At 68.5% G+C, this 14,969-nt stretch carries 11 protein-coding genes and 4 pseudogenes; 7 read left to right on the plus strand and 8 right to left on the minus strand.

All coding sequences use genetic code 11. From position 1 onward, the window contains the following. Positions 1-8: 8 nt before the first annotated feature. The 4 genes from AQJ54_RS41425 to AQJ54_RS41440 all read right to left on the minus strand — a co-directional run bounded on the left by AQJ54_RS41425 (position 9) and on the right by AQJ54_RS41440 (position 5,006). A complete protein-coding gene (locus AQJ54_RS41425; protein ID WP_062019136.1) occupies positions 9-899 on the minus strand; it encodes a polysaccharide lyase in 891 nt (296 codons plus the stop codon). A gap of 26 nt (positions 900-925) precedes the next feature. Further along, the gene (locus AQJ54_RS41430) at positions 926-2,704 is read right to left on the minus strand and encodes a right-handed parallel beta-helix repeat-containing protein (protein WP_159055659.1); all 1,779 of its coding nucleotides are present in this window, start codon (positions 2,702-2,704) and stop codon (positions 926-928) included. Then, positions 2,701-3,942, minus strand: coding sequence for a glycosyltransferase (locus tag AQJ54_RS41435; protein ID WP_062019138.1), 1,242 nt, complete (start codon positions 3,940-3,942; stop codon positions 2,701-2,703). Before AQJ54_RS41435 ends, AQJ54_RS41430 begins: the two co-directional genes overlap by 4 nt. A gap of 167 nt (positions 3,943-4,109) precedes the next feature. Further along, positions 4,110-5,006 (minus strand): nucleotide sugar dehydrogenase, encoded by an 897-nt coding sequence (locus AQJ54_RS41440; RefSeq protein WP_062246637.1) that lies wholly within the window; start codon positions 5,004-5,006, stop codon positions 4,110-4,112. 383 nt (positions 5,007-5,389) lie between these two features. Here AQJ54_RS41440 and AQJ54_RS41445 point away from each other — a divergent pair, with 383 nt between their 5' ends. The 3 genes and pseudogenes from AQJ54_RS41445 to AQJ54_RS41455 form a co-directional block, all read left to right on the plus strand. Then, complete coding sequence (locus AQJ54_RS41445) at positions 5,390-6,064, plus strand: response regulator transcription factor (protein ID WP_062019140.1); 675 nt, start codon at positions 5,390-5,392, stop codon at positions 6,062-6,064. Beyond that, positions 6,061-7,335, plus strand: coding sequence for a sensor histidine kinase (locus AQJ54_RS41450; protein WP_062246645.1), 1,275 nt, complete (start codon positions 6,061-6,063; stop codon positions 7,333-7,335). Before AQJ54_RS41445 ends, AQJ54_RS41450 begins: the two co-directional genes overlap by 4 nt. Before the next feature lie 171 nt (positions 7,336-7,506). Beyond that, positions 7,507-7,881, plus strand: a pseudogene (locus tag AQJ54_RS41455) (IS5/IS1182 family transposase); the annotation flags it as partial. Between the two features lie 80 nt (positions 7,882-7,961). On the opposite strand, the gene AQJ54_RS41460 reads toward AQJ54_RS41455, so the two are convergent. Next, positions 7,962-8,591, minus strand: a complete 630-nt coding sequence (locus AQJ54_RS41460) for a TetR/AcrR family transcriptional regulator (protein WP_062246654.1) — start codon at positions 8,589-8,591, stop codon at positions 7,962-7,964. A 77-nt stretch (positions 8,592-8,668) separates the two neighbouring features. Between AQJ54_RS41460 and AQJ54_RS41465 the strand changes: the two genes are divergently transcribed. Continuing rightward, positions 8,669-9,646, plus strand: coding sequence for an amidohydrolase family protein (locus AQJ54_RS41465; protein WP_062246656.1), 978 nt, complete (start codon positions 8,669-8,671; stop codon positions 9,644-9,646). On the opposite strand, the pseudogene AQJ54_RS44630 reads toward AQJ54_RS41465, so the two are convergent. Beyond that, positions 9,647-9,811, minus strand: a pseudogene (locus tag AQJ54_RS44630) (IS5/IS1182 family transposase); the annotation flags it as partial. Between the two features lie 655 nt (positions 9,812-10,466). Here AQJ54_RS44630 and AQJ54_RS41470 point away from each other — a divergent pair. The 3 genes and pseudogenes from AQJ54_RS41470 (at position 10,467) to AQJ54_RS41480 (ending at position 13,391) form a co-directional block, all read left to right on the plus strand. Next, positions 10,467-11,246 carry an SDR family NAD(P)-dependent oxidoreductase gene (locus AQJ54_RS41470; protein WP_062246658.1) on the plus strand — a complete coding sequence of 260 codons (780 nt, stop codon included), beginning with the start codon at positions 10,467-10,469 and terminating at the stop codon, positions 11,244-11,246. Between the two features lie 236 nt (positions 11,247-11,482). Continuing rightward, positions 11,483-12,555: pseudogene (locus AQJ54_RS47935) on the plus strand (IS110 family RNA-guided transposase). 272 nt (positions 12,556-12,827) lie between these two features. Continuing rightward, complete coding sequence (locus AQJ54_RS41480) at positions 12,828-13,391, plus strand: carboxymuconolactone decarboxylase family protein (RefSeq protein ID WP_062246659.1); 564 nt, start codon at positions 12,828-12,830, stop codon at positions 13,389-13,391. Between the two features lie 405 nt (positions 13,392-13,796). On the opposite strand, the gene AQJ54_RS47275 is transcribed toward AQJ54_RS41480, so the two are convergent. Further along, on the minus strand, positions 13,797-14,075 hold the full coding sequence (locus AQJ54_RS47275; RefSeq protein WP_428843824.1) for a hypothetical protein: 279 nt from the start codon (positions 14,073-14,075) through the stop codon (positions 13,797-13,799). Between the two features lie 68 nt (positions 14,076-14,143). Next, a pseudogene (locus AQJ54_RS44640) lies at positions 14,144-14,893 on the minus strand (NAD(P)/FAD-dependent oxidoreductase); the annotation flags it as partial. Between the last annotated feature and the right edge of the window lie 76 nt (positions 14,894-14,969).

Consider the following 14,969-nt stretch of genomic DNA (forward strand, 5'->3'; position numbering starts at 1 on the left):
GGGGTGGATCAGGCTCCGCGCAGCGGGCCGATGGGATGGGTGGAGACGGCGAAGCCCGCGAAATCGGCGTACTGAGTGCGGGAGGTGGCCCAACTGGGGTCGGAGCCGCCGAAGAAGGTGGAGAAGAAGATCCCGTCGATGCCGAGCCGACCCGCGGTGCGGAACTCCAGGCCGCCGGAGTGCAGCACCTTCCTGCCGCCGATGCTCACGTCGATCGTGCCGTCGGAGCGGCCCGGGGTGTTGAGCCGGACGGCCTGCTCCACACACGTCCAGCGGCCTGTGGGCCAGCGCCACGCGCCTCGGCCCAGCGACGTGCCGTGCTCCACCGAAGTCGGCAGGTAGGCGTACACCTCGGCGTCACCGCCGCTGCGCCACATGTACCGGGTGGACAGCCCGTCCTCGCCGTTGGGAATGCGTCGGCCACTGGTGACGGTGCCGCCGTACAGACCGGGCAGCTTGCCGCCCTTGACGAAGTCGAACCCGCGCGGGAACCGCACGTAGTAGCGCAGGTACAGCATGTCGGTGGGCCCGGCCGTCAAAGGCAGGTACAGCTGTGCCCCGCCCTCCGGCCGGTCGAACTCTCGGGACACGGTGGGACTGGCCGATCCGGCCGGGTATTCCACCCGCACCACGCGTCCCAGGCGGCTGTCGGGCCGCGGCAGGAACACCGCTCGCGACAGCCCGAACGAACCCCGCTCCGCGGGCCGCACCTGGGAGCCGAAGAACTGACGCACACCGGCCATGTCGTCGCTGAGCCTGATGGCGGCCGGAGGGCTCGGCGATACGTTGCGACCTTCGTGCTCGGGGGTTTCGTCCCCGGAGGCGAACGAAACCAGGAAGGTGACGAGCAGGGCGAGCGCCACTGCCCCGCCGGAGACGATGAGCCGCCTCGCATGCATGAACGCGCTCCTGTTCTTTCGTGCGGTCACGCGGTATTCCGTACATGGCGCGGGACTTGAGGCCGGGGTGTGTGGCGATGGCGCACCTGGTGGACGGTCTGCAGCGCGATCGCCGTGAGGAGGGCGAGAATGGCCGCGGCGCCGAGCCAGGGGAACGGCGGCAGAGTGACCACCGTGCGGCCGTGGCGCAGGATGCGACCTGCGCCCCCCAGGGCGAGCGGAGCGCGTACCCGGGAGTCGGTGATGTCGATGACGGCACCCCGGTCGGCTTCGATGCCCTTGCGTTCGGCCAGGACGTCCAACGCTGTTCCCGTCGCCCGGACTCCTGGGGTGAGGTGTATGCCCCGGTGGGCTCCTGTGATGGTCACTTTGTCGAGGAGGGCCGGCGCTGCCAGGTCGATGGCCGTGCTCGCCCCGGACACGTGGCCGTCTGTGACCCGCAGTCCCGGTGAGGCGGACACCAGACCCTTCCCGGAGGTGTTGGTCACCTGCACACCGGTCAGCGACACATCGGTGGTGGTGGCACTCGTCGTCATCCCGGTCCTGCAGTCGTCGATCCTCACTTCGTGCAAGGCTGCATGCCGGGCCTTGCCGTTCACAGAGAGTCCGGTGAGGCAGCTCTCGATCCGCGTGCCGGTGACGGTCACCCTCGGCCCCGCGACCGCAATGCCGCGCTGGCAACCGCTCACCGTGCCGCCGGTGACGGTGGCCGACTCGATGTCCTCGTCCAACGAGATCCCGGTGCGACTGCCCGACAGGCGCGGCGCCTTGACGACCGCCCTGCTGCCGGGGCCCGTGACGGCAACCGCGACCTGCGTGCCTCGCACGGCCGCGCCGGTGACGGTGCACTCCGCGCAGGACAGCAGCCGTATGCCACCTCCTCGGTCGGAACGGGACTGGATGCCGTCGAGGACGAGGCCGTTCTGCGGGGTGGCCCGGATTCCGACGCCCGCGCTGTCCTCGGTGGTGATGCCGGACAGGGTGCGGTCCGGGGTGCCGCCGACGACGACGCCGTGGCGACCGCTGGACCGCGAAGCAAGCCCGGCGACGGAGGTCTTGGTGTCGCCGCTCAGCACGACCCCGTCCTGCAGGGAGTGTTCGACCGTGACCTTGTCCAGGCGGACACCGGTGGAGCCCTCCAGCCGCAGGCCGGTGCGATTGCCTTCGAACCTGGCGCCGACAGCGGATCCGGTACTTCCCCTCCCCCAGGTGACACCGGAGAAGCGCGATGAGGCCCGACCGGTGAGCCCGAAGCCGGAAACGGTGCTGTCGGTGATGTCGAGCCGCCCTCCGGCCCCCATGGAGATGTACGGCCGCACCCTGGTGGCACCAGCGGAACCGGTGACGGCCAGGGTGGTGTCGCGGATGTCGAGCGTCGCCCTGCTGCCCCGTATCCATGTCGCCGAGGCCGTGGAGTCGCCGGCGGTGAACAGCACCTTCCTGGTCACCGCTCCGATCCGCAGGCCGGACCCGGGGCTGAGCAGAACTGCGGACCTGATCTGTACGACGGAGAGGTCACCGCCAGGCCGGCCGATCCACTCCGACCCGGTGTTTCTGACCAGCCAGCTCAGGGGGACAACGCCCATCCCGGAAATACGGCGGGACTCCAGCATTCCGTGACGCACCAGATCCACCACCCCCGGGCGGACCACCAGGAGCCGGTCGGGTTGCCCGGTCCGCTGCCAGGCGGCGAGGTCCGACGCCGCGGGATCGGAGGCCTGCGCCGGGGACGCCGTACCGAAGACCGCCGCCAGGGCGGTGAACACCGCCACGGCCATGCACCCGCTGCGGAACACGTGCCTCACGCGCCCACCTCGCTCTCCACGGCCAAAGGCCGACTGTTTCCGGTGCGTACGACGACGCCGTTCTCCACGGAGACCTGACGGGTGAGCCAGCGCTGCTTGCGGATGGTGGCCAGGGCACACAGCTTGACCACGGCCATCACGAACGACAGGAGGACGAAGCCGGGGACCAGGAAGAACGAGGACGGCTTCCGGACCAGATGGGGAAGGATCTTCATGGCCCGGCTGATCCACCACCACGCGGCCAGGCAGGCGACGAAGAACCAGTCCTGGCGGACCACCGCGAGCGTCATGAACACCGGGGCGAACAGCAGCGTGAAACTGCTGACCGCTTTGTCTATCAGGGTGAAGGCGAGGAACGGGTGCCGCCAGACCCAGCGCCGCGACAGCGCCCGCAGATCCGACCGCCAGGTGTTGCGGGCCCAGCGCAAACGCTGCTTGAGGAAGATCCGCAGGGTACCCGGGAACGTCGACCAGACCCGCGCGGAGCGCTGCATGAAGGCCAGGTGCCCCCGCTCCAGAATCAGCGTGGTCAGCCGCTTGTCGTCACCGGACATGCACGGCACGCCCATGAAGGTCTCGGCCATGAAATCCTCGGATATCTCCAGCAGCAACTCCCGGCGGTAGACGGCCGTGCGCCCCGACAGGCAGGACACTGCCCGGCCCATCACGCTCTGCGCGGCGTTCTCGTCGAAGTAGCGGTAGTCCAGGTACATGTCGTTGACCCGCTGGAGGAAACCCCTGGGGTTGTAGACGTTCTGACGGGTACCCACTCCGCCGATCTTCGGGTCGGCGAAGGGCTTGCATGCCTCGGCCGCCACGTCATCCGCCCAGATGGTGTCGGAGTCGACAAGGGCGACCAGGTCCGTACGGGCCGCCTCCCAGCCGCGCACGAGTGCGTCCCGCTTTCCGGGCACGTCGGTGATGACGACGCTCACCGGGTACCGCAAGGCGATGTCCTGACACGCCCGGTCGGTCGCGTCGATGACGAGGATGACCTCCTCGACGTCGTTGGCCAGCCAGGATTCGATCGCCCGGGCGAAGATCACCGGATCTTCCTGGTAAACCGGGACGACGACGCTCATCGGAAGCCGAAAGTCGTTCTGGACCGGCTTGTACAGCGCGGCCGGCGCCCGACGTACCAGCCAGCAGCTCCAGCGCACCAGGCCGAGGACGCCCAGCGGCAGGTAGACGAGGTAGTACCGGAGATTCACCAGGGTGCCGTCGAAAAGTCCGTTCATGGTGCCTGTTCTCGTGGGTTCCGTACAGCTGACGGGCGGCGCCGGCCACACGGGCAGGGGCCGCAGCGAGCGCTGAGCGGGCGGACGGGGCCGGGGCCCGGATGGCCAGGCGAGGGGGGCCTGGGGGGGGCCACACCCGGGCCCCGGCAGTCTGGGAAAGCGTCGAGCTACGCGGCGTTCGGGCTCAGCGCACCGGCCTGCCCCTCGGCCTCCCGGGCCATTTGGTCATTGACCTCGACCACTGCCCTGAGCAGCGGCATGTCCAGGCCGACGGACTCGGCCACGCCCAGGAAGCCCTGGGTGTCCTTGGGCAGACACACCCCGCCGTACGGGGCGCCGCCGCGGATTCCGTACAGAGGGTTGATGGAGCCTTCCGCGGAGCGGGCCACGGTCCGGGCGATGGGATCCAGGTCCAGCCCCAGTTCCCTGCTCACCCGCCACATCTCGTTCCAGAAACTGATCTTCGTGGCGTTGTAGATGTTGTGGGCGCACTTGATCAGTTCGGCCTCCGCCGGATCGGCGAAGAGGCGGAGGTCACCGCCGAACGGCCGGAGCAGCTCACCGACCCGTTCCCGGGTCCGGGCGCTGCGGGCCGCCACCACCGTCATCCAGGGATGCCGGAAGTCCTCCACCGCCGAGGCTGCACGCAGGAACTCCGGGTTGCTCGCGACCGTGAACCCGTCACCCGGGTTCTTGCCCGAGTGGTCCTGCAACGTCGGCTGCACGAACCCCTCCGCCGTGCCCGGCGGAACCGTCGACCGCACCACCACCACATGGGACTCGATGGCGTTCCTCAGCGCCCTGCCGACAGCGGCCGAACCCGACTCGAAGGCCGACATGTCATAGGCGTGACCCACGTTGGGTGTCGGCAGCGTGAGGAAGATGAAGGAGCTCGGCTCGGCCACCAGGTCGAGGTCGCTGTGCGCGTCCAGGCCCTGCGAGCGCAATGCCTCCAGCCGCTGCTCGTCGACGTCGATGAAGGTCACCTTGTGACCTGCGTCGAGGAACCCTTTTCCCGTAGCGGTCCCCACGACACCGGAACCGACGATGAAGATACGTGCCATATGAAGTGGACTCCTGTGCTGTGGTGCGAAGACGAAGACACATGTCTGCTCGAATGAGCGTCATATCCCGCCTCGGTCGGGCCGTTCCGGCCAGAGGTCAGGAGATGGACGGTGCGGTACCGCGCGTACTGCTCGCTGAACCGTCCGGCTTCCGCCGGCGGCTCGCGAAGCCGTCAGCGAGTGACGGCTCGTCGGCCCGTTGCCGGCTCTCCAACGACGCGGTCGGTCCTGTGGCACCGTGCTGTCCCGACATCCACGGAAGCCAGGCCGTGGACTCTTCACCGCCTCTCCTCATCTCCCCGGCGATGCCTGAGACTTGCTGAGTGATGATGAGGTTTTGATGAGACACTTCCGGCCATCCGCGGCGTGGCTATCCTGACCGCGTGCGACTACTGGTAGTTGAGGACGACCCCGACCTGCGATTCGCCATCGCTGCGGCGCTGCGCGGCGCCGGATTGGCGGTCGACGTCGCCGCGGACCTTCCCGCCGCTGACGAAGCGCTCTTCGTGACCCGGTACGACTGCGTGATCTTCGACCGGATGCTCCCCGCCGGCGATGCCCTCGACTTTGTCGGCGACCTGCGCCGCAGCGGGCAAATGGTGCCGATCCTGTTTCTCACCGGCAGGGACTCCCTCACGGACCGGGTCGACGGCTTTGCCGGGGGCGGCGACGACTACCTGGTGAAACCTTTCGCGCTGCCCGAACTCGTGGCCCGCGTTCACGCCCTGTGCCGCCGTAGCGGCCAACTCCGGCCTCCCGTGCACGTTCTGGGCGACCTCGAGATCGACACCGCGCGGCGTCAGGTCCGTCGCGCCGGCGTGCGGCTCATGCTCACCGGCAAGGAGTTCGCCGTCCTGGAGATCCTCGCGGTTCACGCCGACCAGGCTGTGCAGAGGGGCGTCCTGGTCGAGAAGTGCTGGGACGAGATGGCCGAACCGAACTCCAACGTCGTCGAGGTCCTGGTCTCCCAACTGCGGCGCAAACTGGGCGATCCGCCGTTGATCCACACCGTCCGGGGCGTGGGCTACCGGCTCGAGGCAGCAGACCCGGCCGGATGACCGCCACCACCCGGATACGCAGGCTGCGGTGGTGGCTCACCACCATGTTCGCCGCCACCACCGCGACGGGTCTGGTCACCCTGACCCTGTTCGCGGTCCGCCACGACGACACCGCCTGGCACGCCGCCACCGACGACGACCTCAGCGTGCAGACATCCCTGGTCATCTCCGTGATCGGGTTCAACGACCCTTCCCGGCCCGACATCGACGATCTGGTCAACGGGTTCGACGCCTCCTGCCCACAGGTGACAGTTTTCTCCCGGGCAGGCGCAGAACTCGCCGCTACGCGCGCCGCCGGCATCCACTGCCCCAAGGTGCGGGAGGCAGACCTGCGGGGCGTCGCCGCCGCCGCAATAAAGGACGGTGACGCAAAGGCCGATGGGCAGACCGAAGACGGCCATCACGTACGCCTGCGCGCCGAGGCCTTCCCCGGCCTCGACGGTGACAAGCCCGTCGGCACGGTCGTGGCCGCAGTCGACACCACCGCCGACGAAGCCCAACACCGCAGGTTCGCATTCCTGCTCAGCGTCGGCTGCGCCCTGCTCGTTCTTCTGTCCGCCCCCATCGGCCACCTGCTGTCCGGCCGGGCGACCCGCCCCGCACTCACCGCTCTCAAGCAGCAGGAGGCCTTCCTCGCCGAGGCCGCCCACGACCTGCGTACCCCAGCCGCCTCCCTGCGCACCCTCGCCGAGATCGCCCTTCACCAGGACGGCGAGGACCGCGACGCCGCACTGCGCCGAACTGTCCGGCTGGCGACCCGCATGGGCGACCTCCTCGACGCCCTCCTCACCCGCGCCCGGCTCGAGGCCGGTGTCGCCCAAGTGTGCCGCGAACCCTTGCGCCTCGACCAACTTGTCGAGGCCGTCGTCGACGACACCCCTGCTGACGGGCACCGGATCACCGTCCGGGTCGAGGAGACAGTGGTGGTCGGCGACCCCGAGCTCCTGCAGCGGGCCGTCGCCAACCTGCTCGGCAACGCGCTCACCCACGGACATGCCCCCGGCCGACCCGCCGAGGTCGAAATCACCGTCACTGCCGACGGCATGCTCACACTCGACGACGCAGGCCCTGGCATCCCACCCGGACTGGCAGATTCGCTCTTCCAGCGCTACCACAGCGGCGGTGGCTCCACCGGTCTCGGCCTCTCCATAGCCTCCTGGATCGCCGACGCCCACGGAGGCATGCTGACCTCCGGCCCCAGCCTCCTCGGCGGCGCCCGATTCACCCTCCGGATCCCGGCACGACAACGGCCGAAGCAGGGTCGGCTGTGACAGACGCCCAACAGTCGTCTGCAGCCTCAAGCAGCGACCAACCCGGCCTGTGACCGCGCCTGTGTGAAGGTGGTGCGGCAAAATACCGGGCCGCAAACGCGGCCTGGCCGTTGACGGTCCGGACTGGTGATTGCGGTAGTGGTGGCGGTCGCGTCGGCGCACGAGAACGCCGTCGGGATCGCGCTGTGGAACCGCGTCATCGGCCTCGTCCTCGACCAGATCGCCGTCGACGGCTCCATCACCCAAGCCCCGGCGGCGGTGAAGCCACCGGACGTTCCCCGGTCGACCGGCAAACAGGGCCAGAACCGCTCCGGCATGACGGACGGTTACGGCATCCCGATCGACCGCGTTCTGGCCGGAGCGAACCGTAACGACTCCCCGCTGCTCGCCCCGCCCCTTGACCGCCTGGACGACCTGGGACTGGGACCGCTGCCCGACACCATCATCACCGTGCGTAGCCTGATCCGTCAGGCATGGACGACCTATCACTGGGACGAACGCCCGAACCGCCGCCAATTAACACACGCCTACCGGTGCGACCCATGAGCGTCACCCGTGCCAGTGACGTGACTGCCTTCTTGGAATTCGCGCCAGGCCCCACACAACAATCTGTCCCAACCAATTGCCTATGCGTGTCCGGCATCACTCGCGAATCCGGCCAGCACGAGCGCGATCGCGGCGTCCACCTCGGCTGTGAACGCCCCGTGCGGCGCAGCCTCTTGGGACAGACGTCGCATGACTGCGCCCTGGAAGACGTCGTAGAGCACGTCCACGGTCAGGGCGGGATCGGCAGAGGGCGTCGGTCCGTCGCCCGGCCGTTCCCGTAGGCAGTCATGCAGCCAGTCACGCAGTTCCACGGAAAGCCGCGAGCGGTGGGGCGGTACGCCGTGTCCGCGCAGCAGTCCGGTTGTCATCTGCCGGGTCTCATCCCAGTCCCGCTCCGCCATCAGGGCCAACTCGTGGAAATATGCCCGCACCCGGTCTGCGGGAGAGGTGATGCTGTCGACGTCGCGAACCAGGGCGAAGACCGATTCCCCGCCTCGTACGGCCCACTCAGTGGCGATGTCCGACTTCGCGGGGAAGTGATTGAACGCGGTCCGCCGTGCCACCCCAGCTTCTGCCGCGATCTCGTCCATCGTGGCGGCGTCGTAGCCGCGCGAGGCGAACACCTTGATCGCTGCCGCATAGACGCGCTCCCGGTTGGCCTGGGCATTGCGCGTCCTCCCGTCTTGCGTCTCGCCCTCCGTCTGCCTCATGTGGACATTATTGCACTCCCGTGCAACCATCGAGCTTGTTGCACCATAGTGCAATTTAATTTGAGGTAAGGACACACATGGACAAGGTCAACGGCTGGGTGGACATCCACGCGCATTTCACCCCACCGACCACGGAAGAGGCACGTGAGGCCCAGTGGCGCCAGCTGAGGGACGCACACCTGCTGACCCCCGAGCCCCACCACTGGGAACCCGAGACGACGCTCGCCACCATGGATCGCCTGGGCATCGCCACGCAGATGCTCAGCCCGGCACTACTCGATGCCCCACTGCCGCAACTGCGCGCCTGGAACGACTACGGCGCCCAGCTCGTCGCCGACCACCCCGGCCGCTTCGGCCTGCTCGCCTGTCTGCCCACCGACGACCCGGACGCGGCTCTGGCCGAGATCGCGCGCGGCGACACGGAGACACACCCCGACGGTTACCTGCTGTTCACCCGCTGGGCGGGTATCCCGCTCGGGGATCCACGTCTGACGCCGATGTGGGAGGAGCTCGACCGGCGTTCGGCCGTGCTGTTCGTCCATCCGAGCGCCGTAGCGCCCGTGTTCCGGCAGACCTCCGTCCTGGTCGAGTTTCCGTTCGAGACCACCCGGACCGTCGTGGACCTGCTCTACACAGGATTCTTCCGCCGGTACCCCCGTCTCACGGTCGTCCTCGCCCACTGCGGCGGCGCCCTGCCCGCGCTCTCCGGCCGCCTCGGGCTGCTGGGGGCGGAGGAGTACGTGTACAACCCGCTGGGCCTGACCGCCGACGACATCCGCACCGACCTGGCGAAGCTCTACCTCGACACCGCCGCGTCGGGCACCGACGCCAACCTTGCCGCAGCAGTCACGATGGTGCCCCGCGACCACATCGTCTACGGCGCCGACGCCGGAGTCCCCTGCTCGAACGAGACCAACATGAAACGCAACATCGACGCGCTCCTGAACTCCCACGTCCTCGCACCGCAAGAAGTCGAGGAACTCGGCCACCGCGCCTTCAACCTCTTCCCAGCAGCCGCCCAACGCCACCGCGACGCCACCGCAGCAGCAGCCTGAGAGGCCGACGATGCGGTCGTAGGACTCGAGCACGATGTGCTTGAGCTGGGCGAAGACGCCAAGCCGGATCCACCTGCCGGGGCGGGTGCGGATCGTGGCGGCCGAGCAGGTCGTGTCGGCGATCGCCTGGTAGGAGCTGCCGAACCGCAGGAGTTGCAGCATCTTCGCAACTCCATGATCGCCAAGATCTGTGCCTGTCCTGCTGCCGGGGTGCCACCACCGCGCCTATCGACGCGACCTCTTACACGAACCAATGAGGAGAAACCATGCGCATCGACGCGCACGCTCACCTGTGGAGCCAGCACTATCTGGAGCGACTGGACGGAGGCGGCGTGCCCACGCAAGCCCAGCGGGGTCTGGGCGCCGGAGCGAGCGACGAGGAACTGGCCGCCCGGTTCGCTGAGATGGACGCGGCAGGGGTCGACGCCCAGATCCTGTCGGCCACACCGTTCTCGCCCCATCTGCCCGCCGAGGCGGCCGCCGTCCGCGCCGCCCCTGGTCGAACTCATGGAGACCCCTCGGGCGACCGGGAAACTCCGAGAGGCCGCCGCGCCGCTGGACCTGCGTGTGCTCCTGTGCGGTGCCGCACTGCAACTGGTGCGACTGGAAGAACGTGACCCTGTGCTCTGGCGCCGATATGCAGCCATGGCCCTTCGGGCGCTGTGTCGCTGCCCGCACTGAACGGACCATCCTAACGGGACAGTCCCGGTCGCATCGCGCTGAGTGAATGTCAGAAAAACCGCCCCGGGCCGCCCGCAGCCGAACTCGGCTGGCGCCACAGCCTCGGGCGAGATGGTGATCAAAATGAGGAGAGCACGCCATGGATCTGGACCTGAAGGGCAAACGCGCGGTGGTCACCGGCGGCAGCCGGGGCATTGGCCTGGCGGTGGGCCGAGCCCTAGCCCAGGAGGGTGCCGATGTCGCACTTGTCGGCCGCAACGCGCAGGCGGCAGTCGAGCAGGCCACTGCGCTCGCCGCCGACACCGGGGCGCGCGTGATCGGGATCGGCGCGGACACCGGTGACGACGCCTCGGTAGCCGCCATGGCCGCAGCCGCCATTGAACAACTGGGCGGCGTCGATGTCCTGGTCAACAATGCGGCCATGACCAACCCCGGCGTGATCGCGGAGTCAGCGCTGGAAGCGGAGATCAATGTCAAGGTACGCGGCTATCTCCGCTGTGCCAGGTCGTTCGCGCCCGGCATGGTCGAGCGAGGCTGGGGCCGGATCATCAACGTCGGGGGCATCGCCGCGCGGTGCACCGGTTCGGTGACCGGCTCGGTACGCAACATCGCCGTTGCCGCGCTGACCAAGAACCTCGCCGACGAACTGGGCCCATGCGGCGTGAATGTCACCGTCGTACACCCCGGCGCCACCAGCAGCGACACCGGAACCAAGGCGCTCGCGGCCAACGCCGAGGCCCGCGGGCTGACACTGGAGGAGGTCGAACGCGAGTTCAGCGCGGCGATCTCGATCGGCCGGATCGTCACCCCGGACGAGGTCGCCGCTGTGATCGCGTTTCTGGCCAGCCCGCGCAGCGTCGCGCTCAACGGCGACCCGATCATCGCCAGCGGTGGTGCCCTCGGTCCGATCTACTACTGACAGTGAAGATGTCGCTGGTGGTTCCTCTGATGAGCCTGACTCGCCTACTGACTGACGTCATCGACTGTCCTGTTGGGGATTTGTCGGTTCATCGGCGGGCCCGCCATGCACGCGGCGGACGGGCGCTTGTGACCTCATGGGAGCTTGGTCCAGAAGCCCCGTCACTGTCTTGTCCACCCCGCCCGACCGGCGCGTGCCGCCCTCGGAACGGACTCGCAAGGACGGACACGACCAGCATGACGCACGCAGCCCGGGAGATCACCGGCGGAGTCGACACCCACGGCTTGACCCACCACGCCGCAGTGATCGACCAGATCGGCCGGCACCTGGCCGACCGTAAGTTCCCCGCCGGTATTCGTGGCTACCGCGATCTGCTGGACTGGATGCGTTCCCACGGCGAGCTGACGGTTGGAGTCGAGGGCACCGGCGCCTACGGGGCCGAACTGGCGCGGGTTCTCACCGCAACCGGTGTCACTGTCACCGACGTGAACCGCCCCGACCGTAAGACCCGCCGGCGCAAGGGAGAGTCCGACCCGATCGACGCCTACGCCGCCGCGACGGCCGTACTGTGCGGCCGGGCGACCGGCGTCCCCAAAGTCGGGACGGCGTGGTCGAGGCGGTGCGGGTCCTGCGGATGGCCCGCCGCAGCGCCGTCAGAGCCCGCAACCAGGCAATGAACCACATCCGCGGCCTGCTTGTCTCCGCGCCCGCGATGCTGCGCGAGCAGGTCGCCGGGCTGGACCGGGCCGTGCTGATACGCACACTCGCCCCGGCTGCGGCCCGGCGACGACCTGTCCCACCCGCTGGCGGCGACCCGGGCGTCCCTGCGCCGACTGGCCCGCCGTCACGAGGTGTTGGACGAGGAGATCGCCCAGTTGGACTGCGAGATCGAGCCGCTGGTGAAGCAGGCCACCCCCGCGCTGCTGAAACTGTTCGGTGTCGGCCCCGAGACCGCCGGGCAGCTGCCGACGTCGGCCGGCGACAACCCCGAACGCATGCGTTCCGAGGCGGCATCGCGCACCTGGCCGGGGTCGCCCCGATCCCTGCCTCCTCCGGGCGCACACACCGCCAGCGGCTCAACCGCGGCGGCGACCGGGCGGCGAACAACGCCCTGGACACCATCGTCCTGGTCCGCCTGCGCTTCAACGAACGCGCCCGCCGCTACGTCGAACGCCGCACCAAAGAAGGGCTCAACAGAAAGGCCATCATGGGCTGCCTCAAGCGATTCGTCGCCCGCGAGGTCTATCGCGCTCTGACCGCCACGCCAACGGAACGAATCACTCAAACCGACCTCGCTCCTACAGCTTGACAAGCACAGGAGCATCCGCCGTCCCGAGGGAGATGAACTCCCCCTGGTGAGGCGGAACTCCAGTCGGCGCCGTGTCCATACGACGCCCGGGACTTCCATGACAAACGACCATGCGCCAACCGGCAGTGTGCGAGATGAGCCGGAGCGGCGTCCACCGCACACGCGACGGCCGCACCGGCCGACGGCACATGGGCTTCGGGCGGTCTGAATCGAATTGGCCGACATGGCAGGCCGATCACATCGACCACCCATGACCTGAAAGGCAGGCAACTATGGCTCGCATCGGCTACCCGGAACTTTCCGAGGACGAGGGGACTGTCGTCAACATCGTCCGCATGCTCAGGCATTCACCCGACATCGGTTCCCTCGTCAACAGGTTGGGCGCTGCCCAGTTCGCCGCAGGGTCACTGCCCGCGGTCGACCGCGAGCTCGTCATCATGAACAGCGGCGTAACGTTCTCGGCCCCGTACGAATGGGAGCAACACATCTCCATCTCGCGGTCGGCCGGAGTCACCGACGCCCAGCGCGACGCGCTGGCCGCCCGCGACCTCACCTCCAACGAGATCACCGAGCCTCAGCGCTCTCTGTTGTTGTTCGCCGACAGCGCCGCGCGATCAACCGAGATGTCGGACGAGATCTTCGAGGCGGCGCGCGGCCACTACACCGACCAGCAACTGGTCGAGACCGTCATCATGGTTGGTTTCTACTTCCTCATTGCCCGCATGAGTACCGTCTTCCAGCTGGAGATCGACCCACCCGACGACAGCTCAGTGCTCGACACGATCGTGGACGCGTACGAGAACGAGACGTCCCGCTACCAGATTCCGAGATCTTGAACCGGGTCGGCTGAGCGCGACCGCGGTCGCCGGCGTCCTGGCTCGCGCCGCGCAGATCAGGCAGGCAGGCAGGCAGGCAGCCCGACGCAAGGCCCTGGTGGCCGAGGCGGGGAAGGTCGCCACCGAGTCCACCGACTACGAGCGCCGGGGCCAAGCCCTGGTCGCGGAGCTGGTCGGCCTTCAGGGGAGAGGCAGAGCACCACCAGGGCGCCACCGCCGACGAACACCTGGCCTGCCTAGGACGGCGGGCGCAACTGTTGCACCGGATCGTGGACGCGACCGGTGACGAGGGCTCCACTACCTCGCCCAGGACGCCGAGGACCGTGGCCGAGCGATGGCCGTCGAGTGCGTGACCCGCCGCCCAGACCCCGCTGCGTGTGACGGTGATCATCCCGACCGGAACGGTCACCGTCGGGTGTCACCAGGGGCGAGCAGGCTGGTGAGTTCGGCGATCGCCTCCGGCGAGGGCTTGAAGTAGCGGCGGACGTTCTCCGGCTTCTTGTGCCGGGACTTCGCCATGAGCATCAGCAGCGAGGCGCCCTGCTCGCCCAGGTGGGTCAGGGCGGAATGGCGGTACTCGTACAGGTCCCATCCGCTCCCGGGGCCGCGCAGCGCGGTGTGCTCGTCCGACAGCGCGCGGGCCTGGCCGTAGGACAGGCGGGCCAGGCCGGTGTCCGGGCACACGTCGCGACGCGGCTGTGGAGGACGACCGAGGTGTCTCCGGCAGGACGGATCTCGATGTGAGGCGCGTGCATGGCCCGGTGAACGGGGACCTGAGCACACTCGATCCGGGCGACGACGCCCGGTTCCCGGCGCATCGGCAAGCGCCGTGCGACGAGCCCTGCGACGTGGGATGCGCTGGGCCCCGCCGCGTTCACGACGATGTCGACGTCGAGACGGCTCCCATCGGACAGAGCAACTGACCGGATGCTTCCATCGGCATCGGTGCCGATGTCGCATACCGCGTTGCCGGACCGGAGCTCGGCACTGGATGCGACGGCCTGGCCGACCAGGCGGCCGACAAGATGGCGTCCGTGCACCCAGGCTTCGTCGGGGTAGAACAGGACCGGTACATCGTCGGGCACCGTGAGAGCCGGTTCGAAACGGCTGCGGACCTCGGCCCCCTTGTACCTCTCGACCCGGTAGTCCCAGCCGGCCAGCAGTTCGGCTGTCTCCAGGAACTTCGCCTCCGCTGCGGGATCATCTGCCCAGCGCAAGTGGCCGCTGGGAAACCACCACGAGTCCGGCCCGATGGTCCCGGCAAGCTCACGGTGAGCTGCCATGCCCGCGACGTTCAAGTCGAAGTAGGACTTGCGCGCGGTCTTGCTGCTCGCGTTGACCCACGAGAAAGACCAGCTGGTGACGCCTTCGCCCGGCTGGCCTGCGTCGATGAAGACCACCTCGGCGCCGTGCCGGGACAGGTTCCAGCCCACACTCGCCCCGATGACGCCCACTCCGATGACACCAACACGTTCAGGCCGCTTCACGGATCCGCTCCTCACACGGGCAATCCGGGATGAAACAACAGGAGATAACGACCTCTAAGGCTCGCAGCGCCTTGAAGTCGTCGACCAGGTC

The organism is Streptomyces griseorubiginosus (genome assembly GCF_001514195.1).
Taxonomy (GTDB): Bacteria; Actinomycetota; Actinomycetes; order Streptomycetales; family Streptomycetaceae; genus Streptomyces; species Streptomyces griseorubiginosus.